Here is a 17,587-nt window from a genome sequence, read left to right as displayed (position 1 = left end):
CCTTGTCCGGGGCGGCCATCTCAGCGGCCCCGACGGAAGAGGATGTCACCCATCTGCCCCTGCGGGCGGGTGCGGGTCAGCGCCAGCAACATGCCGACAGTGATGCCTGCGGCGATCACCGACGAACCGCCATAGCTGACGAATGGCAGGGTCATGCCCTTGGCGGGCAGCAGCCGCACCGCAACGCCCATGTTGATCATCGCCTGCACACCAAAGATGCAGGCAAGACCCGCACCGGCCAGCCGCACGAAGGGATCACGTTCCTTCATCAGCCGGAACATTGACCGCACGACGACGCAGCCATACAGCGCGATGATGCACAGCACGAGGATCAGGCCATATTCCTCGGCCGCCACGGCGATGATGAAATCGGTATGCGCGTCGGGCAAGGTCCATTTCACCTGTCCCTCGCCCACGCCGACCCCGAAGAAGCCGCCTTCCTGAATCGCGTTGGTCGCGTAGCCCAGCTGCGAGCGGGGATCGACCTCGGGCGACAGAAAGCCGTCAATCCGGCGGGCAAGGTGTTCCGACGATCCATAGGCCACGAACCCGGCCACGCCGGTAATGGAGATGATCACCGTGATCAGCAGGAACGGTGCCCCGGCCACAAAATACACCACGCCCCAACCGAACAGCACCAGCATGGCCTGACCGAAATCGGGCTGCATCGCCAGAAAACCGACGATAATGCAGGTGATGCCGAAGGATATGCTTTTGCCGGGCGGGCCGTTCACCTCTTGCGCGGCGGCCATCAGCCAGGCCGACAGCACGATGAAGCCGGGTTTCAGAAACTCCGATGGCTGCACCGAGGCAAAGCCGAACGAGAACCAGCGCACCGCCCCCTTGCCGAAATCGGTGCCAAACACCGGCAGCATTGCCAGCGCGAAAAACGCCCCGACAAAGCCCACAACCGCCAGCCGCCGCACCATATCGGGCGTCAGCATCGACGTGCCCAGCATTGCCGCAATCGCCAGTGCACCGAAAAACGCCTGCCGCTGCACATAATAGAACGGATCCAGCCCGTTGCGCGTGGCCAAGGGCACCGAGGCCGCAAGCCCCAGCAAGATGCCGATACCGAACAGCACCAACACGGCCGTGAGCGACCATTTGTCGATGGTGCGCCACCAACGGGGAAGAACCGGCTCCGTCACCCGAACGGGCATGGAGCCATAGACCATCTCAGTCATGGGGAACCGCCTGATTACGCCTGCTTGCCTATCTGGCCGGTGTTGCCCCGGCTCTGACAAACAGAGTAGCGGCATTTCTCTGCGCTGGCTAGGGCTAAGGCGCGCTCGCGCAGGCTCAGCCCTCGTAGCGCTCCAGAAACGCCTCGGCCTCCAGCGTGCGGAAATCCGGCAGGGCGCTGCGCAGCCGTGCATGGTCCCACTCCCACCAGGCCAGCGCCAGCAGACGTTCGGCCACCGCCGGGGCGAACCTTGCACGCACCGGCACGGCAGGCACCCCGGCCACGATCATGAACGGGGACACATCCTTGGTGACCACCGCGCCAGAGGCCACAACCGCACCGATGCCCAGCGTCACCTCTGGCTTCACGATGACGCCATGCCCAAGCCAGCAATCCGCCCCCAGCACGGTGCGGCGGCTGACGCGATGGGCGAAGAACTCCGCATCATCCGGGGTATCCGGCCAATAATCTGCAGATCTGTAGGTGAAATGATGCAGCGCCGCCTGCCGCAGCGGGTGATCGGTCGGGCCGATCCGCGTCATGGCGGCGATATTGGCAAACTTGCCCACGGTGGTATTGGCAATATCAGCCAGCCGGTCGCAATAGGCATAATCGCCAAAGGTCGAATTCAGGATGCGGCTGCCGGTGCCCACCTCGCAATAGGCCCCGAAGCTGCTGTTGATGATGCTGCATCCGGGCTGGATAACCGGCTCCGTGGCCGACAGTCTGGGGGTAGTTTGCATGGGGAGCCTCCTCAGCCCTTGATCAACCGGCGGCGCAGCCAGCCCGACAGCGTGTCCATCAGCATGACCAGCAGCACGATCAGCACCATGTAATAGGCCACCTCCTCCCAGTCCTTCTGGGTGATGATCGCCTGCGTCAGCATCAGCCCGATGCCACCGCCCACAATCGCGCCGATCACCGTGGCGCTGCGGGTATTGCTTTCCAGATAATACAGCACCTGGCTGATCAGCACCGGCGTCACTTGCGGGATCACGCCAAAGCGGGCGCGCTGCACGCCATTGGCCCCGGTGGAGCGGATGCCCTCCACCTGCTTTTCGTCGATGTTTTCCAGCGCCTCGGAGAAGGTTTTGCCAAAGCTGCCCGCATCGGTGATCAGGATCGCCAGCGCGCCGGTCATCGGCCCCGGCCCGAAGGCGCGGCTGAGGATGATGGTCCAGATCAGCCCGTCCACCCCACGCACGAAATCGAACAGCCGCCGGAAGCCGAAGCGGATCACCCGGACCGGCGTGAAGTTCGAGGCTGCCAGAAAGGCCAGCGGCAGCGCCACGATGGCCGCACCGAACGTGCCCAGAAACGCCATCAGCACGGTTTCGAACATGGCCCAGACCACATCGCCATGCCGCCACATCTTGTTGGTCCAGATGTCGGACAGGATCGCGCGGATATTCGGGCGGTCGGGGTCGATGCGGTCGCCCCAGAGCGCAAGCCCTGTCAGTTCGCCAAGCGATTTGCCATAAAACGGGCTGTCCAGCGTAAAGAAGAACAGCTCCCACCCCGGTTGATAGCGGAAGGTTTCAACCTTGGACCGGGTATAGGCAAAGCGGCCTGCCTCTGTCGTCACCGACACGCGGGTGTCAGAGGCATTGATCCAGTCGGGCAGCGGCTCTGGCGCGGTCAGCACCAGTTTGCCCGCCTCGGGGCGGATGTCGATGCGGCCATATCCGGGCACGTCATAGCGCGCGCCTGCCGCATCATAGGTGACCAGATGGCCCTGCCCCAGATCAATCCGCGTCACATCGCCATCGACCTGCACCCAGTCGGGGCGCATCCCCGCCGGATAGGTGCCCTTGGATTCGCCCTCGATGGCGATGGTCAGATCACCCGCCCGGTTGTCGCGCGTGACATGGGTCTTGTAGCTCCAGAAATCCGACAGCAGGATTGCCGCATTGTCGAGCCGTGCCCGCCCGGCCAGACTGGCCACATCAAAAGCGACAAAGGCATAGGCCAGGTAACACAGGATCAGCGCGGGCACGGCCAGCGCGGTCAGACGGCGGCGGCGGAACTGGCCGAACATCTGGTCCGAAAGCGTTGCATCCACCATGGCTCAGCGCCCCTTCACAAGACGGTTGCGGAAATGATCCGACATCTGGTCAATCGCCACGATGGTCAGGAACAGGATGAGGAAGATCGCCACGACCTGATCGTATTTGCCGCCGCCCCATTGCATCGCCAGCTTCAGGTCATGGCCGATGCCGCCCTCGCCCACGAAACCCAGAATGGCCGAGGCGCGCACGTTGATTTCAAACCGCAGCAGCGCATAGCTGATCCAGTTCGGCGCGACCTGCGGCAGCACGCCCAAGGCCATGCGCTGCCCCCAACCCGCCCCGACCGAGGTCAGCCCCTCGACCGGGCGCAGATCGGCGTTTTCGGCCACTTCGGAAAACAGCTTGCCCAGCGCACCGGTGGTGTGCAGCGCGATGGCAATCACCGCAGGCACCGGCCCGCCGCCCAGAATGAAGATCAGCACCAGCGCCACCACAATTTCCGGCACCGCTCGAAACGCATCCAGCATGCGCCGGAACAGCGGGATCAGCCGGAACCAGCGCGCCAGCCCGCGGGTGGACAGCAGCGCCAGCGCCATGGCGGCAAGCCCGCCCAGCAGCGTCGAGACCGCCGCGATGTTCAGGGTTTCGATCAGCGAGGGCACGAATTGCCAAGCCAGCCCCGGCAGATTGGCGCGGCGGGCCCAGGCCTCGGCCAGAACCTCGGAGGGGAACGCCCCCACCTGATGCAGCCCCTGCCAGAACCCGCCCGCATTGCGCCCGTCTGCCAGTTGAAAACCGGCAGCCATCATCGCCACGAACAGGATCAGCAGAATACCGCCATACATCCGCTTACGGCGCACCATGGCAAGATATGCCTCGGTTCCGAACGGCTCCTGACTGCCCTGTTTCCTGCGCGGCCCCGGTTCCGGTCCATATGCCACATCCACCATCTGCCAGCCCCCTGCGCGCCGCCCGGTCAAAAAGAATTGCCGGGCCTCCCTGCGGAGACCCGGCGTCGCGTCATGAAACCTCAGTTGGCCTGTTGCTGGCGCACGGCGATGATCGAGCCGTAGTAATCATGGGTGATCGGGGTAAACCCGGCGGTTTCGCCCGCCGCGATGCCATAGGCGCAATCGGCGTCCTTGGCGTGCATGCCCTTGACCAGATCAATCATCTTGTCTTTCACGTCCTGCGGCAGCGCGCGGCGCAGCACGACCGGGCCTTCCGGGATCGGCTTAGATTTCCAGATCTCCACCACGTCGTTCATGTCGACCAGACCGGCATCCACCGCCTTGCGCAGCGCGCCCGAGTTGTAGCCGTCTTCCCAGTTGCCCTGACCATCGGCCCAGGTCACACCGGCGTCCACGTCACCATTGGCAACGGCCACGATGGTCTGCTCGTGCCCGCCAACGAATTTGACCTCGCCGAAATAATCGCCATTTTCCATCGTGGCACCGATGGCCTCGGGGATTTCCACCGAAGGGATCAGATAGCCGGAGGTCGAGTTCGGATCACCAAAGGCAAACACCTTGCCCTTCATGTCGGCCAGCGAGGTCACGCCCTTGTCCTTGCGGGCAAACCCGATGGAGTGATAGGTGAACGACCCGTCGAGGTTGGTTTTCACCAGTGCCACATCCACCGCTTCGGGGTCGGTCAGATAGACCTTGGCATAGGCCGATGCGCCCAGCCAGGCCATGTCGATCGTGCCGCCCAGCAGGCCCTGGATCACGCCGTCATAATCGGCGGGCGCGAACAGCTTGACCGGCACGCCCAGCGTTTCTTCGGCATAGTTGCGCAGACATTCGTTCGAGGTCATCCGGTCCTGCGCGTTTTCACCGCCCAGCAGGCCGATGTTGAAACCGGTGATACCTTCGGCCATGGCCGTGCCCGACAGGGCGGTGGTGGCGACAAGGGCGGCAAGCAACATTTTCATGGAAGTCTCCGATGGGTTTGGCCCCATGCCGGGGCCGGTGAAAGATCAGCCGAGCATCGCATCCGCATAGGCGCGGTCCGGCTGTTCGATGGAGGTCGAGGTCGCGGCCTCGTTGAACGAGGCATCCGCGCCATAGATGTCGCGGGCAACGCCGGTGGTCAGTTGGGTGGGCGTGCCGTCAAACACGATGCGGCCATCGCGCATCCCGATCACCCGGTCGCAATAGCGGCGCGCGGTATCGAGCGTATGCAGGTTGGCGATGACCATGCGGCCATCCTCGTCATGGATGCGGCGCAGCGTATCCATCACCAGTTGCGCATTCATCGGATCGAGCGAGGCAATCGGCTCATCCGCCAGAATGACCTTGGGATCCTGCATCAGCGCCCGTGCAATGGCGACGCGCTGCTGCTGACCGCCCGACAGCGCCTCGGCACGTTTCGGGGCCTGTTCGGCAATGCCCAGACGGTCGAGGATGCCCAGCGCGCGGGTGATTTCGGCTTCGGACCACAGGTTGAACAGCGTCGCCGCCAGCGAGCGCCCGTTCAGGATGCCATGCAGCACGTTGGAGCAGACATCCATCCGCGGCACGAGGTTGAATTGCTGAAAGATCATCGCGCATTGGCGTTGCCACTGGCGCTTTTCCTGCCCGACCAGCGCCAGCACATTGCGCCCGTCCACCAGGATCTCGCCTTCGCTGGCATCCGTCAGCCGGTTCATCATGCGCAGGAAGGTCGATTTGCCGGCGCCTGACCGCCCGATGATGCCCACGAAAGCCGGGCGATCCACCGCAAAGCTGATCCTGTCAACGGCGGCCTTGGCCCCGAACCGCCGTGTCACCTGATTGACTTGCAGCACCGCATCGCTCCCTCATGTTCCGAGGCGGGTGCTACGCTGCGGATATGACGAGAGTGACGCGGTTTGGTGAAGCTTTGACGAAAGCCCCGGAAATCCGCAGGGCACAAAAGGAAGGGCGGACCTGCAAGCAGGCCCGCCCCGAAGATGGCGTCACATGGAGGCGCGCGCTCAGCGCACCAGTTCGCCCGCCAGCCCCCGGTCCAGCAGGGCAATGCTTTCCTCGACCCCGTAAAGCGCGATGAACCCGCCAAAGCGCGGCCCGTCCGACGCGCCCAGCAGCACTTCGTAAAGGGCCTTGAACCAGTCGCGCAGCGGCTCGAACCCATGGTCCTTGCCGACGGCGAAGACCATGCTTTGCAGGGCCTCATCATCCAGACCACCCTGCCAGACCGCCAGCCGCGCCCGCAGATCGGCCATCGCGGCGCGCTCGGTCTCGGTCGGCAGGCGGAAGGCCCGTGTCGGCGCGATGCGATCCGCAAAATACCGCACGGCAAAGCCCGCCGCCGCATCCAGATCCGGGTTCGCCTCTGGCGAGGCCTCGGGCGCATAGCGCTTGATAAAGCCCCACAGCCCCTTGGCATCCACAGCCCCGGCCACCGATGCCAGATTGAGCAGCATCGAGAACGGCACCACCATCCGGCTTTCCGGCGGCTGACCGGAATGGATATGCCAGACCGGATTGTTCACCTGCTGATCCACGTCCTGCGTCGGATAGGCGCGCAATTGCTGGTGATATTCATCCACCGCGCGCGGGATCACATCAAAATGCATCCGCTTGGCCGTTTTCGGCTTCTGATACATGAAATAGCTCAGGCTTTCCGCCGAGGCATAGGTCAGCCATTCATCAATGGTCAGCCCGTTGCCCTTGGATTTGGAAATCTTCTGCCCGGTTTCATCCAGGAACAGCTCATAGGTCATGTGTTCGGGCTTCTTGCCGCCCAGCACTTCACAGATGCCGTCATAGATCGGCGTATTGGTCGAGTGGTCCTTGCCATACATCTCGAAATCGACGCCCAGCGCCGCCCAGCGCGCGCCGAAATCGGGCTTCCATTGCAGCTTCACACGGCCGCCCGTCACCGGCAGCGTCCATTCCCGGCCCTCCTCATCATCAAAGGTGATGGTATGGTTGACCGGATCGACATTCTTCATCGGCACATAGAGCACCCGCCCGGTTTCCGGGTGGATCGGCAGGAAGCAGCTATAGGTCTGCTGCCGCTCTTCACGCAGGGATTTCAGCATGATCGCCATGATTGCGTCATAGCGTTCGGTCGCCAGTTTCAAAGTGTCGTCAAACTGGCCCGAGCGGTAGAATTCCGTCGCGCTGATGAATTCATATTCGAACCCGAACGTATCCAGAAAGCGGCGCAGCATGGCGTTGTTGTGATGTCCAAAGCTTTCATACTGCCCGAACGGATCGGGCACCGAGGTCAGCGGCTTCTGGATATTCGCATACAGCATCTCTTGCTGCGGCACGTTTTCCGGCACCTTGCGCATGCCGTCCACATCATCCGAAAAACAGATCAGCCGCGTCGGAATGTCGCTGATCACCTCAAACGCGCGGCGGATCATCGTCGTGCGCGCAACTTCGCCGAAGGTGCCGATATGCGGCAGCCCGCTCGGTCCATAGCCCGTCTCGAACAGCACATAGCCCTTTTCCGGTGCCTTCTTTTCATAACGTTTGAGGATGCGGCGGGCCTCTTCAAAGGGCCAGGCTTTTGATTTCATCGCGGCGTCACGCAGGGCAGACATCGGCGCATCCTCAGGCATCGGGGCGGGCCCCGTGCCCGCCAACGCCCCGTCTCCTATTGCCGCCCCCCGCCCGCGTCAATATTCTAAGGGCCAACACCGGATCAAAGGATCTTACCCGTGCCCGATACCCCCGCCTCGTTGTCGCCTCAGGATGCGCTTGTCGCCGTGATGATCGCCGTTTCCGCCTCTGACGAGAATATGCGCACGGCCGAACTGGTGGCGATTCACCGCATGGTCAATCACATGCCGGTGTTTGCCGCCTATGATGCCGACCGGATGCGCCAGATTTCGCAGACCGTGTTTGACCTGTTCGAAGAAGAGGACGGGCTGGATGCGCTGTTCGGACTGATCCGCGATGGCCTGCCCGAGCGGCTTTATGAAACCGCCTATGCGCTGGCCTGCGACGTGGCGGCGGCAGATGGCACCCTGCGCGAGGTGGAGCTGCGCATGCTCGAAGAGATCCGCGACGAGCTGAACATCGACAGGCTGCACGCGGCAGCCATCGAATGGGGCGCAAGGGTGCGCCATCTGCGGCCCTGACCGGCCGCCTCAGGCGTAAAGCCCGGCCCAGCGGCTGACCAGCTGCGCCTGCAAGGCCCGCGCCCGTTTCAGCCAAGCCTCGCCGCCCGCGGGCCGCTCGCGCTCGGCCTCGGCCAGCGCAGCCCTGCGCGGTACATCAGCGGCAAAGATCGCAAAGGCCAGCCGCCGCCCGCCCGGCGGCTGGATATAGCCGGCAAGGCTGGACACAAAGTTCAGCGTGCCGGTTTTCGCCAGAACCTGCACCGGATGCCCCTCGATCAGCTTGCCCTTGCCATCGCGCATCCCATGCGGCTTCAGCAATCCCGGCAACATCCCGTCCTGCACCCCGACCAGCGCGCGCACCATATCCGCCGCCGAAATCCGCGAGCTGCCGCCCAGCCCCGAATGGTCAACGAACCGCGCCGAAACCCCATGGCGCAGCCGCGCCCATTCCTGCATCGCCAGCGCCGACACCCGCAAACTCGCGGCCTCCGATGCGGCAAGGCCGGTCACTTCGGCGGTCAGATTGGTGGAATGTTTCAACATGCCGCGCAGAATCATATCCAGCGTCTCGCTGCGATGCGCCGCCAGAACCGCCCCCTCGGGCCGCATCTCGGCCACAGCCACATCGGGCAGAACCACGCCCTGCGCGGCACAAAGGGTCTGGAACACCTCGCCCGCATAGATTGCAGGATGGCGCACCGGCAACCAGCGGCTGCCGCCCTTGCCCAAGGCCTCTGCGGCCACGGTCCAACGGTCCCCCCCCGCGCCGCCCTCATAGCGGAACAGCGGCTGCGCGCGCGACACCACCTGCACCTCGGCCATACGCACCAGGGGCACAAACCGCTCGGCCCGCGCATCCATCGTGAGCGTCCAGCCCTGCGCCGCCCGGGCCCATTCGAAATTCACCCGGTTGAAATTCAGGTTCAGCCCGGCCAGCGCCGGGTTGTAGCCCACGAACTCCGGTTGCTCGGCGTCAATCCGCTCCAGCGCAGGCAAAGCCCCGCCCCAGGCCAGATACCGCCCCCGCACCCCGCGAATACCCTGCGCCGCCAGCCTTGCCGCCAGATCGCCCAGCATGTCGCTGTCCAGCACCGGATCGCCGCCGCCCACCAGCAACAGATCCCCCTGCACCACCCCACCGACCACCGGCCCAGTGGCCAGAACCCGCGTCTCGAACCGATGCGCCGCCCCCAACCGGTCCAGCGCATAGGCCGCCGTCAGCGCCTTCATCACGCTTGCAGGCGGCAGGCCCAGATCAGCCGCTTCCGCCTCCAGCACCGCGCCGGTTGCGGCATCCGCCACCAGACAGCCCACCGCGCCGCCCAGCTGCGCTGCCGCGATCAGCCGCGCCGCCGTCTCGATCTGCTGCCGAGTCTCGCCACCATCACCGCGGCGGCGCGGCAGCGGCGAGACCGACGGCGCCTCTGCCGCCGCCGGAAACGCCGCCCCTGCCAGCAAGCCCGCCAAAATCCCGCGCCGTGTCCAACCCATCTGCCAGACTCACTTCTGCCCATTCACATTGGTGCAAATATCCTCGGGGGGCGGCAGGCGAAAGCCTGCCGGGGGGCAGACAGCCCCCGCTGTCGTCAAATTCCCGTCACTCCGGCGGCATTCCGGGCGTGCCGGACCGGCCCCAATCGCCGCGCGCCCGGATGGCACTGGAGGAGAGCGCCTTCAACGGCACATCGGCAAAGACCCAGGCAGGGGCCGGAATATGGCCCAGACGCTCGGCCTGCGCCTCGCTCACCCGCTCCCGCGCATAGACCCGCGCGGCGCGGCCCAGCCGTCCCTTCACCCCCGATCCGGGCCGCGCCAGCACCCCGATCGGCACAGTCTGCATGATCCATTCCCAGCGGTCCCAGCGGTGAAACTGCACCAGATTGTCCCCGCCCATCAGCCAGACGAAACGCACCCCCGGATAACGCGCCTTCAGCCCCTTCAGCGTCGCTGCCGTAAAGCGTGTGCCCATGCGCGCCTCAAGATCCGTCACCACCACCCGCGGATGATCCATCAGCCGCCGCGCCTGCGCGATCCGCTCGGCCATTGGCGCGGGCTGGCGCGCCTTCAGCGGATTGCCGGGGCTGACCAGCCACCACACCCGGTCCAGCCCGAACCGCCGCAGCGCCTCGCGGGTGATATGCACATGGCCTTCATGCGCCGGATCAAAGGATCCGCCCAGCAAGCCGATGACCATTCCGCGCCGCGCGACCGGAAAGCCTGATCTCATCTCGAACGCACTCCTCCACGCGCGACCTGCCGCGCGCCCCTGCCACACCGTCCGGCAGGCTTTCCGGCATGTTGATCCGAAGTCGCGCAGTGTTACAATGGCCTGCCGCACACACGGCGCGGGGTCTGGGCAGCGCCATCCGAGATGCCCTGCCCGTACGCGCCCTGCTGCAAAACAGCCACGCCTGCCCGCAGGCAGATGGATTGCCCTTCGCCGTGATTTTGACTAGATGGGCGCTGTAATCACCCTCGGAGGAATGCCGCCATGGCTTCGTATCAATATGTCTACCACATGGAAGGCGTCTCCAAGACCTATCCGGGTGGCAAGAAGTGCTTTGAAAACATCCACCTGAACTTCCTGCCCGGCGTGAAGATCGGTGTTGTCGGCGTCAACGGCGCCGGTAAATCCACCCTGCTCAAGATCATGGCCGGAATCGATACCGATTTCAAAGGCGAGGCCTGGGCCGCGAAGGGCGCGAAAGTCGGCTACCTTGCGCAGGAGCCGCATCTTGACCCGACGCTGGACGTGAAGGGCAATGTGATGCTGGGCGTCGCCGCGCAGACGGCGATCCTCGAGCGTTACAACGAACTCGCCATGAACTATTCGGACGAGACCGCCGACGAGATGGCGCAGTTGCAAGACCAGATCGACGCGCAGAACCTGTGGGAACTCGAAGCCACCGTCGGCGTCGCCATGGATGCGCTGCGCTGCCCGCCGGATGATGCCGATGTCGAAAGCCTGTCGGGCGGCGAGCGTCGCCGCGTCGCGCTGTGCAAGCTGCTGCTGGAAAAACCCGACATGCTGCTGCTGGACGAACCGACCAACCACCTCGACGCCGAATCCATCGCCTGGCTGCAAAAGCACCTGATCAACTACAAGGGCACGATCCTGATCGTGACCCACGACCGTTATTTCCTCGATGACATCACCTCATGGATCCTGGAACTCGACCGTGGTCGCGGTATCCCCTACGAGGGCAACTATTCCGCCTGGCTGGACCAGAAGGCCAAGCGCATGGCGCAGGAAGCCCGCGAAGACAAATCCAAGCAGAAGGCGCTGGAAAAGGAACTCGAATGGATCCGTGCCGGGGCCAAGGCCCGTCAGGCCAAATCCAAGGCGCGTATCCAGCGCTACAACGAGATGGCGGGCCAGACCGTGCTCGAACGCTCGTCGCAGGCCCAGATCATCATTCCGAACGGCGAACGCCTTGGCAACAAGGTGATCGAGGTCGAGGGTCTGAAAAAGGCCATGGGCGACCGGCTGCTGATCGAAAACCTGTCCTTCACCGTGCCGCCGGGCGCCATCGTCGGTGTGATCGGCCCGAACGGCGCCGGCAAATCGACGCTGTTCCGCATGCTGACCGGCAACGAACAGCCGGATGAAGGCACGATCACGCTGGGCAACACCGTGCAGCTGTCTTACGTCGACCAGTCGCGCGACGCGCTCGACCCCGAAAAGAACGTCTGGGAAGAGATCTCGGGCGGGTCGGAAGTGATCCAGTTGGGTGACATGACGATGAACTCCCGCGTCTATACCGGGGCGTTCAACTTCAAGGGCACCGACCAGCAGAAGAAGGTGGGCTTGCTGTCGGGCGGGGAACGCAACCGGGTGCACATGGCCAAACTGCTGCGCTCGGGCGGCAACGTGCTGCTGCTGGACGAACCGACCAACGATCTGGACGTGGAAACGCTGCAGGCGCTGGAATCGGCCATCGAGGATTTCGCGGGCTGCGCCATCATCATCAGCCACGACCGCTTCTTCCTCGACCGGCTCTGCACCCATATGCTCGCCTTTGAAGGCGATGCCCATGTGGAATGGTTCGAAGGCAACTTCGAGGCCTATGAGCAAGACAAGATCCGCCGCCTCGGGCCGGATGCCGTTGAACCCAAGCGGGTGAAATACAAGCGTTTCTCGCGCTGATTGTCAGGGGCGGGCCATGGTCCGCCCCGACTGCCTGATGGGAACCCGATCCTTCATGCGGCGTTTGATTGCCAGACGCTGCACAGGAGGCACCCCATGAAAGGCATATTTGCGTGGATGATCGGCATCCCGATCCCCATCATCATTCTGCTGTATTTCTTCGACGTGTTCTGATCACAGGGCGGGGAGTTCCCCGCCCTTGCGATTTCATTCGGCCAGAACGGCCAGAACTTCGGCGGCGAGCGCCTTGGCTTCGGTGGCCGCTGACCCGCGTCCTTCTGCCGCCGCCAACCCCTGCCCCAGCGTTTCGGCAAAGGCCACGCGGTTCACCAGCCGCGCCGAGGCGACTTGCGCCACGCCTTCGGCGGCCAGCGCCACCTCGTCGGACAGGCGCGTGCCCGAGGTCATGCGGTTCAGCACGATCAGCGCCCGGCCACTTTCGCGCGCCACCAGATCCAGCACACCATCGGTTGCCCACAGATCGACATGGCTGGCCGCCACCGGGATCAGCACCAGATCCGCCTCGCGCAGCGCGGGCCGCAGATCGCTGTCCACCTTGGGCGGCGTGTCGACAATCACGATGTCATGGCTTTGGCGCAGCTTTTTGCACTCATACCCCACCCCCCAGGCCGAGGCGGTGGAAAACTCCAGATCCGGCGCGCCCAGCCGGTCCAGACGTGTCATGAACCAACGGCCAAGGCTGCCCTGCGGATCGCTGTCGATCAGCGCCACCCGCAACCCCTGCTTGGCGAAACACACCGCCAGATTGACGGCCAGCGTGGTTTTCCCCGCGCCGCCCTTCTGCTGTGCAACCGTAATGACTTTGCCCATCCGAATCCTCTTGCCGCGATGCAGCGTAGCGGAAAGGGAGGGGCAAAGACAGGTGTTTTGCCGAACCCCGCGTCAGTGCGCCACAGGGGGCTGTGGCATCAGCGCGCGACGGTCACGGTGCAATGCGCCCGCGCCATCACATCGGCGGCAACAGAGCCCAGCATCAGCCGCGACACGCCCCGCTTGTCGCCGGTGCCGACAACGATGTGGTCATAGCCATTGGCCTCGGCGTAATGCACGATCCCGGTGGCGGCCTCGCGGCTGATGATGTCCACCCGCTTGGGCTCGGCAACACCATGCTGCGCCGCCAGCGCCACAGCCGCATCCAGCAGCCCGGCCACCTCTGCCGCCGTCCAGTGATGGATCAACGGGCCCTTCGGGCCACCATGGGCGATATTCACCACGCAGATGGACAAAGACGCCCCGAATTTCGACGCGATTTCAGCGGCTTGAGCGACAGCGACATTTGAGTGCGCGCTGCCGTCCGTGGTACAAAGGATCTTGTGTGTCATCTGAGCCTCCTTTTGCTGCATTTCAGAGTTATACCCTAATGCAACATTTTTTCACAGGAGGATTCTCTCGCCGCCATGACCTGCATCAATTCGGCGCAAATTCTTATTGGAATGCGCAGCCTGCCTTGATGCCAAGCGCCTTGAACAGCCGCGCCGCCGGGCAGAAGCCGGTGAAGGATGACTGGATCAGATTGGCCCCGATGAACACGGTCAGCCACATGAAAGAGGGCGAGACCCACAGCGTCAGTGCCACGCTCAGCAGCACCATCACCCCGGCAAACAGAAAGATCGAACGGTCAAGTGTCATGGTATCCCCCGAAGATTCCGGCGCAGACCGCGCCTTTCCACTGGCCTACCACATCACATATTCAAATTCAACTTATTGAATTTGAATTCTCTGTTCTACGGCCGCAGCCTGAAAAGCCAGAAGCGACTCCTTGCCTGACACAACGCGCAGGCCATTCAGATCGAACAGGATGCCCCGCGCCAGCAGCGCCTGAAGCCCCTCGTCCACCGTGGCGGCAATCCCGCCCTCGGCAAGCTCCACCCCCGCGCCTTTGGCCTCCAACTGTGCCACCAGCGCCGTGACCGAGGCCTCCACCCCGGCGCGATCCCGTGCCCCTGCCCGCACCGCCGCCGCCACCAGCGGCACCGGCAGCATCGGCACCGCCTCGGCCACCCGCGCCATCAGCGCCGCCCCCAGCGCCTCGGGCTCGGCCCCGGTCTGGGTGGCCAGCCAGCCGCGCAGCGACAGCGGCGCCCCAAAGGCCACCGCCGCCGCCCCAAAGCCGGTAAAACGCCCCCGCAGCTTGCGCCACGCCATGCGCGTCACAAATGCCAGAATGCCAAAGGCCCCGGCGCGGAACCGCCGCACGCCCTTGCGATCTGCCTCGACCAGCAGGCGATCCTCCAGCACGCGGTCATAACCGATGCCCACCGGCACAAAGACCACATCCCGGTGATCCGGCCCGAAATCCTGCAAGATATAGGACAGCAGCCCCATCTTGGCCGCCCCGACCCGGCCATCAAGGCTCAGGCCGCCTTCGGGAAACACCGCCTGCGTCACCCCTTCGGCTGCCGTGATCTGCACATAGCGCGCCAGAACCCGGCGATAGAGCGCATTGCGCGAGCCGCGCCGGATGAAATAGGCCCCCATCGCCCGGATCAACCGCGACAATGGCCAGATCCGCGCCCATTCGCCCACCGCATAAGACAGGGCCGAGCGGTTCGCCACCAGCCATGTGACCAGCACATAATCCATATTGCTACGGTGATTCATCACGAAGATCACCGTCGCCTCGGGGTCGATCCCGGCCAGGGCCGTATCCACCCGCCCGACCCGCACCCGATACAGCAACCGCGACAGCCAGCGCGCCGCCCGGGTGGCAAAGCCGAAATAGACCAGCGCCGAAAACCCCGGCACGATTTCGCGCGCATAGGTGCGCGCCTCCTGAAACGCCACCGGCTCGGGCACGCCTGTCTCTTGCGCATGCTCCATCACCGCCTGCAACACCTTGGGATCATAGGTCAATTGCACGATGCGGTCCTGCCGCGCCATCAGGCGAAACGGATGGATGGGCCGCGCCAAATGGGTGTTGAGCCGCCCTAGCAGCCGCTCCATCCGCCGCCGCAGGAACCAGCGCGCCGAGGGCATCAATACCCGTTCCAACGCGGCAATCGCCGCGAGAACCAAAGCCAGCACCACCAACCAGAGCGGAAGTTCAACCGTTGTTGTCATGCACCAAGCCTATGCGCTGCCACGCCAGAGGTAAATGCAGCCATGCCGCAACGCAGCGAATTGACATTGGCATAATCTTTCCCCTATCACGTTTCTCAAGCAATAAAGTTGCAGACGCGATTCACGAGGCCCGCCATGACCGCGACGAAAGATACCCCTTGGCTGTTCCGCACCTATGCGGGCCATTCCACGGCAACAGCCTCCAATGCGCTGTACCGCACCAACCTTGCCAAAGGGCAAACCGGCCTCTCCGTTGCCTTCGATCTGCCAACCCAGACGGGCTATGACAGTGATCACGAACTCGCCCGTGGCGAAGTCGGCAAGGTCGGCGTTCCGGTGGCCCATCTGGGCGATATGCGCAGCCTGTTCCAGGATATTCCGCTGGAGCAGATGAACACCTCGATGACGATCAACGCCACGGCCCCCTGGCTTCTGGCGCTTTATATCGCCGTCGCCGAAGAGCAGGGCGCCGATGTGTCCAAGCTGAATGGCACGGTGCAGAACGATCTGATCAAGGAATATCTCAGCCGCGGCACCTATATCTGCCCGCCGAAACCCAGCCTGTCGATGATCACCGATGTGGCGGCCTATACCCAGAAACATCTGCCCAAATGGAACCCGATGAACGTGTGTTCCTATCACCTGCAAGAGGCAGGGGCCACGCCAGAGCAGGAACTGGCCTTCGCGCTCGCCACCGGCTGCGCCGTGCTGGATGATCTGAAAGGGAAAGTGTCTGCCGAAGATTTCCCCAATATGGTCGGCAGGATCTCGTTTTTCGTCAATGCCGGCATCCGCTTCGTGACCGAGTTGTGCAAGATGCGCGCCTTTGTCGATCTCTGGGATGAAATCTGCCTGACCCGCTATGGCGTTCAGGATGCGAAATACCGCCGCTTCCGCTATGGCGTGCAGGTCAATAGCCTCGGCCTGACGGAACAGCAGCCCGAAAACAACGTCTACCGCATCCTGATCGAAATGCTGGCGGTCACGCTATCGAAAAAGGCCCGCGCTCGCGCGGTGCAGCTGCCCGCCTGGAACGAGGCGCTCGGCCTGCCCCGCCCCTGGGATCAGCAATGGTCGCTGCGCATGCAGCAGATCCTCGCCTATGAAACCGACCTGCTGGAATATGACGATCTGTTCGACGGCAACCCGGCGATTGATCGCAAGGTCGAGGCGTTGAAAGACGGTGCCCGCGCAGAACTGGCGCAGATCGACAGCATGGGCGGGGCCGTGGCGGCCATCGACTACATGAAAGGCCGTCTGGTCGAAGCCAATGCCGACCGGATCGCCAAGATCGAATCGAAGGAAACCGTGGTCGTCGGCGTGAACCGCTGGACCGAGGCTGCCCCCTCGCCGCTGACCGCAGGCGATGGTGCCATCATGGTGGCCGATGCCGATGCCGAACGCGACCAGATCGCCCGCCTGAACGACTGGCGGGCCAGCCGCGATGAGGCGGCGGTGAAACGCGCGCTGGAGGCATTGCGTCAAGCGGCGGCCACCGGCAAGAATGTCATGCCCGCCTCGATCGCCGCTGCGAAAGCCGGGGCCACAACCGGCGAATGGGGCGCCGTGGTGCGGACCGCCTTTGGCGAATACCGCGCGCCCACCGGCGTGTCGCGCAGCCCCTCCAACCGCACCGAGGGGCTGGAGCCGATCCGCGAGGCAGTGGCCAGCGTTTCATCCAAACTCGGGCGGCAACTCAAGTTTCTCGTGGGTAAACCGGGTCTGGACGGCCATTCCAATGGGGCCGAACAGATCGCCGCCCGCGCCCGCGATTGCGGCATGGACATCCATTACGAAGGCATCCGCCTCACCCCGACCGAAATCGTCTCTGCCGCCGTCGACCAGCAGGCGCATGTCGTCGGTCTGTCGATCCTGTCCGGCTCGCACCTGCCGCTGATTTCCGAAGTGCTGGAACGGATGCGCGCCGCCGATATCGGCAATGTGCCGCTGGTGGTGGGGGGCATCATCCCCGAGGAAGATGCGGCGCAACTGCGCAAGATGGGCGTGGCGGCGGTCTATACCCCGAAGGATTTCGAGCTGAACCGCATCATGCTGGATATCGTCGGTCTGGTCGATCCCACGCCGGTCGCCGCCGAATAACCCCA

The 17,587-nt window shown here is 64.0% G+C and carries 16 protein-coding genes; 3 read left to right on the top strand and 13 right to left on the bottom strand.

Annotation, left to right across the window (positions count from 1 at the left end):
- Positions 1–20 precede the first annotated feature (20 nt).
- From KM031_RS13440 to KM031_RS13410, 7 genes are all read right to left on the bottom strand, one after another.
- Complete coding sequence (locus KM031_RS13440; protein ID WP_215506150.1) at positions 21–1,187, bottom strand: peptidoglycan glycosyltransferase FtsW; 1,167 nt, start codon at positions 1,185–1,187, stop codon at positions 21–23.
- A 115-nt stretch (positions 1,188–1,302) separates the two neighbouring features.
- Positions 1,303–1,929 carry an LbetaH domain-containing protein gene (locus KM031_RS13435; protein WP_215506149.1) on the bottom strand — a complete coding sequence of 209 codons (627 nt, stop codon included), beginning with the start codon at positions 1,927–1,929 and terminating at the stop codon, positions 1,303–1,305.
- Positions 1,930–1,940: 11 nt separating this feature from the next.
- Positions 1,941–3,251 (bottom strand): phosphonate ABC transporter, permease protein PhnE, encoded by a 1,311-nt coding sequence (gene phnE / locus KM031_RS13430; protein ID WP_215506148.1) that lies wholly within the window; start codon positions 3,249–3,251, stop codon positions 1,941–1,943.
- Positions 3,252–3,254: 3 nt separating this feature from the next.
- The gene (gene phnE, locus KM031_RS13425; protein ID WP_246567160.1) at positions 3,255–4,058 is read right to left on the bottom strand and encodes a phosphonate ABC transporter, permease protein PhnE; all 804 of its coding nucleotides are present in this window, start codon (positions 4,056–4,058) and stop codon (positions 3,255–3,257) included.
- 167 nt (positions 4,059–4,225) lie between these two features.
- Complete coding sequence (phnD, locus tag KM031_RS13420; protein ID WP_215506146.1) at positions 4,226–5,128, bottom strand: phosphonate ABC transporter substrate-binding protein; 903 nt, start codon at positions 5,126–5,128, stop codon at positions 4,226–4,228.
- Between the two features lie 45 nt (positions 5,129–5,173).
- A complete protein-coding gene (gene phnC / locus KM031_RS13415; RefSeq protein ID WP_215506145.1) occupies positions 5,174–5,983 on the bottom strand; it encodes a phosphonate ABC transporter ATP-binding protein in 810 nt (269 codons plus the stop codon).
- A gap of 168 nt (positions 5,984–6,151) precedes the next feature.
- The gene (locus KM031_RS13410; RefSeq protein ID WP_215506144.1) at positions 6,152–7,732 is read right to left on the bottom strand and encodes a lysine--tRNA ligase; all 1,581 of its coding nucleotides are present in this window, start codon (positions 7,730–7,732) and stop codon (positions 6,152–6,154) included.
- A 117-nt stretch (positions 7,733–7,849) separates the two neighbouring features.
- Here KM031_RS13410 and KM031_RS13405 point away from each other — a divergent pair, with 117 nt between their 5' ends.
- Positions 7,850–8,272, top strand: a complete 423-nt coding sequence (locus tag KM031_RS13405) for a tellurite resistance TerB family protein (RefSeq protein WP_215506143.1) — start codon at positions 7,850–7,852, stop codon at positions 8,270–8,272.
- A gap of 9 nt (positions 8,273–8,281) precedes the next feature.
- Here the strand turns inward: KM031_RS13405 and dacB are convergent, their stop codons facing one another.
- Both dacB and KM031_RS13395 read right to left on the bottom strand, forming a co-directional pair.
- Entirely contained in the window at positions 8,282–9,745 is a 1,464-nt protein-coding gene (gene dacB, locus KM031_RS13400) for a D-alanyl-D-alanine carboxypeptidase/D-alanyl-D-alanine endopeptidase (protein WP_215506142.1), read from the bottom strand.
- Between the two features lie 106 nt (positions 9,746–9,851).
- Positions 9,852–10,481 (bottom strand): nicotinate-nucleotide adenylyltransferase, encoded by a 630-nt coding sequence (locus KM031_RS13395; protein WP_215506141.1) that lies wholly within the window; start codon positions 10,479–10,481, stop codon positions 9,852–9,854.
- A gap of 264 nt (positions 10,482–10,745) precedes the next feature.
- Between KM031_RS13395 and ettA the strand changes: the two genes are divergently transcribed.
- Positions 10,746–12,401 carry an energy-dependent translational throttle protein EttA gene (gene ettA / locus KM031_RS13390; RefSeq protein WP_215506140.1) on the top strand — a complete coding sequence of 552 codons (1,656 nt, stop codon included), beginning with the start codon at positions 10,746–10,748 and terminating at the stop codon, positions 12,399–12,401.
- Positions 12,402–12,608: 207 nt separating this feature from the next.
- Here the strand turns inward: ettA and parA are convergent, their stop codons facing one another.
- The 4 genes from parA to KM031_RS13370 form a co-directional block, all read right to left on the bottom strand.
- The gene (parA, locus tag KM031_RS13385; RefSeq protein WP_215506139.1) at positions 12,609–13,232 is read right to left on the bottom strand and encodes a ParA family partition ATPase; all 624 of its coding nucleotides are present in this window, start codon (positions 13,230–13,232) and stop codon (positions 12,609–12,611) included.
- 98 nt (positions 13,233–13,330) lie between these two features.
- Complete coding sequence (locus KM031_RS13380) at positions 13,331–13,744, bottom strand: universal stress protein (RefSeq protein ID WP_215506138.1); 414 nt, start codon at positions 13,742–13,744, stop codon at positions 13,331–13,333.
- 103 nt (positions 13,745–13,847) lie between these two features.
- Positions 13,848–14,051, bottom strand: a complete 204-nt coding sequence (locus KM031_RS13375; RefSeq protein WP_215506137.1) for a YgaP family membrane protein — start codon at positions 14,049–14,051, stop codon at positions 13,848–13,850.
- 72 nt (positions 14,052–14,123) lie between these two features.
- A complete protein-coding gene (locus KM031_RS13370; RefSeq protein WP_215506136.1) occupies positions 14,124–15,482 on the bottom strand; it encodes a 1-acyl-sn-glycerol-3-phosphate acyltransferase in 1,359 nt (452 codons plus the stop codon).
- Between the two features lie 108 nt (positions 15,483–15,590).
- Between KM031_RS13370 and KM031_RS13365 the strand changes: the two genes are divergently transcribed.
- Positions 15,591–17,582 carry an ethylmalonyl-CoA mutase gene (locus KM031_RS13365; RefSeq protein WP_260691965.1) on the top strand — a complete coding sequence of 664 codons (1,992 nt, stop codon included), beginning with the start codon at positions 15,591–15,593 and terminating at the stop codon, positions 17,580–17,582.
- Positions 17,583–17,587: the final 5 nt, after the last annotated feature.

The sequence above is a fragment of the Gemmobacter fulvus genome, assembly GCF_018798885.1.
Classification (GTDB): domain Bacteria; phylum Pseudomonadota; class Alphaproteobacteria; order Rhodobacterales; family Rhodobacteraceae; genus Gemmobacter; species Gemmobacter fulvus.
The sequence above is the reverse complement of the archived record's forward strand: the minus strand, read 5'-3'. Positions and strand labels throughout refer to the sequence as shown.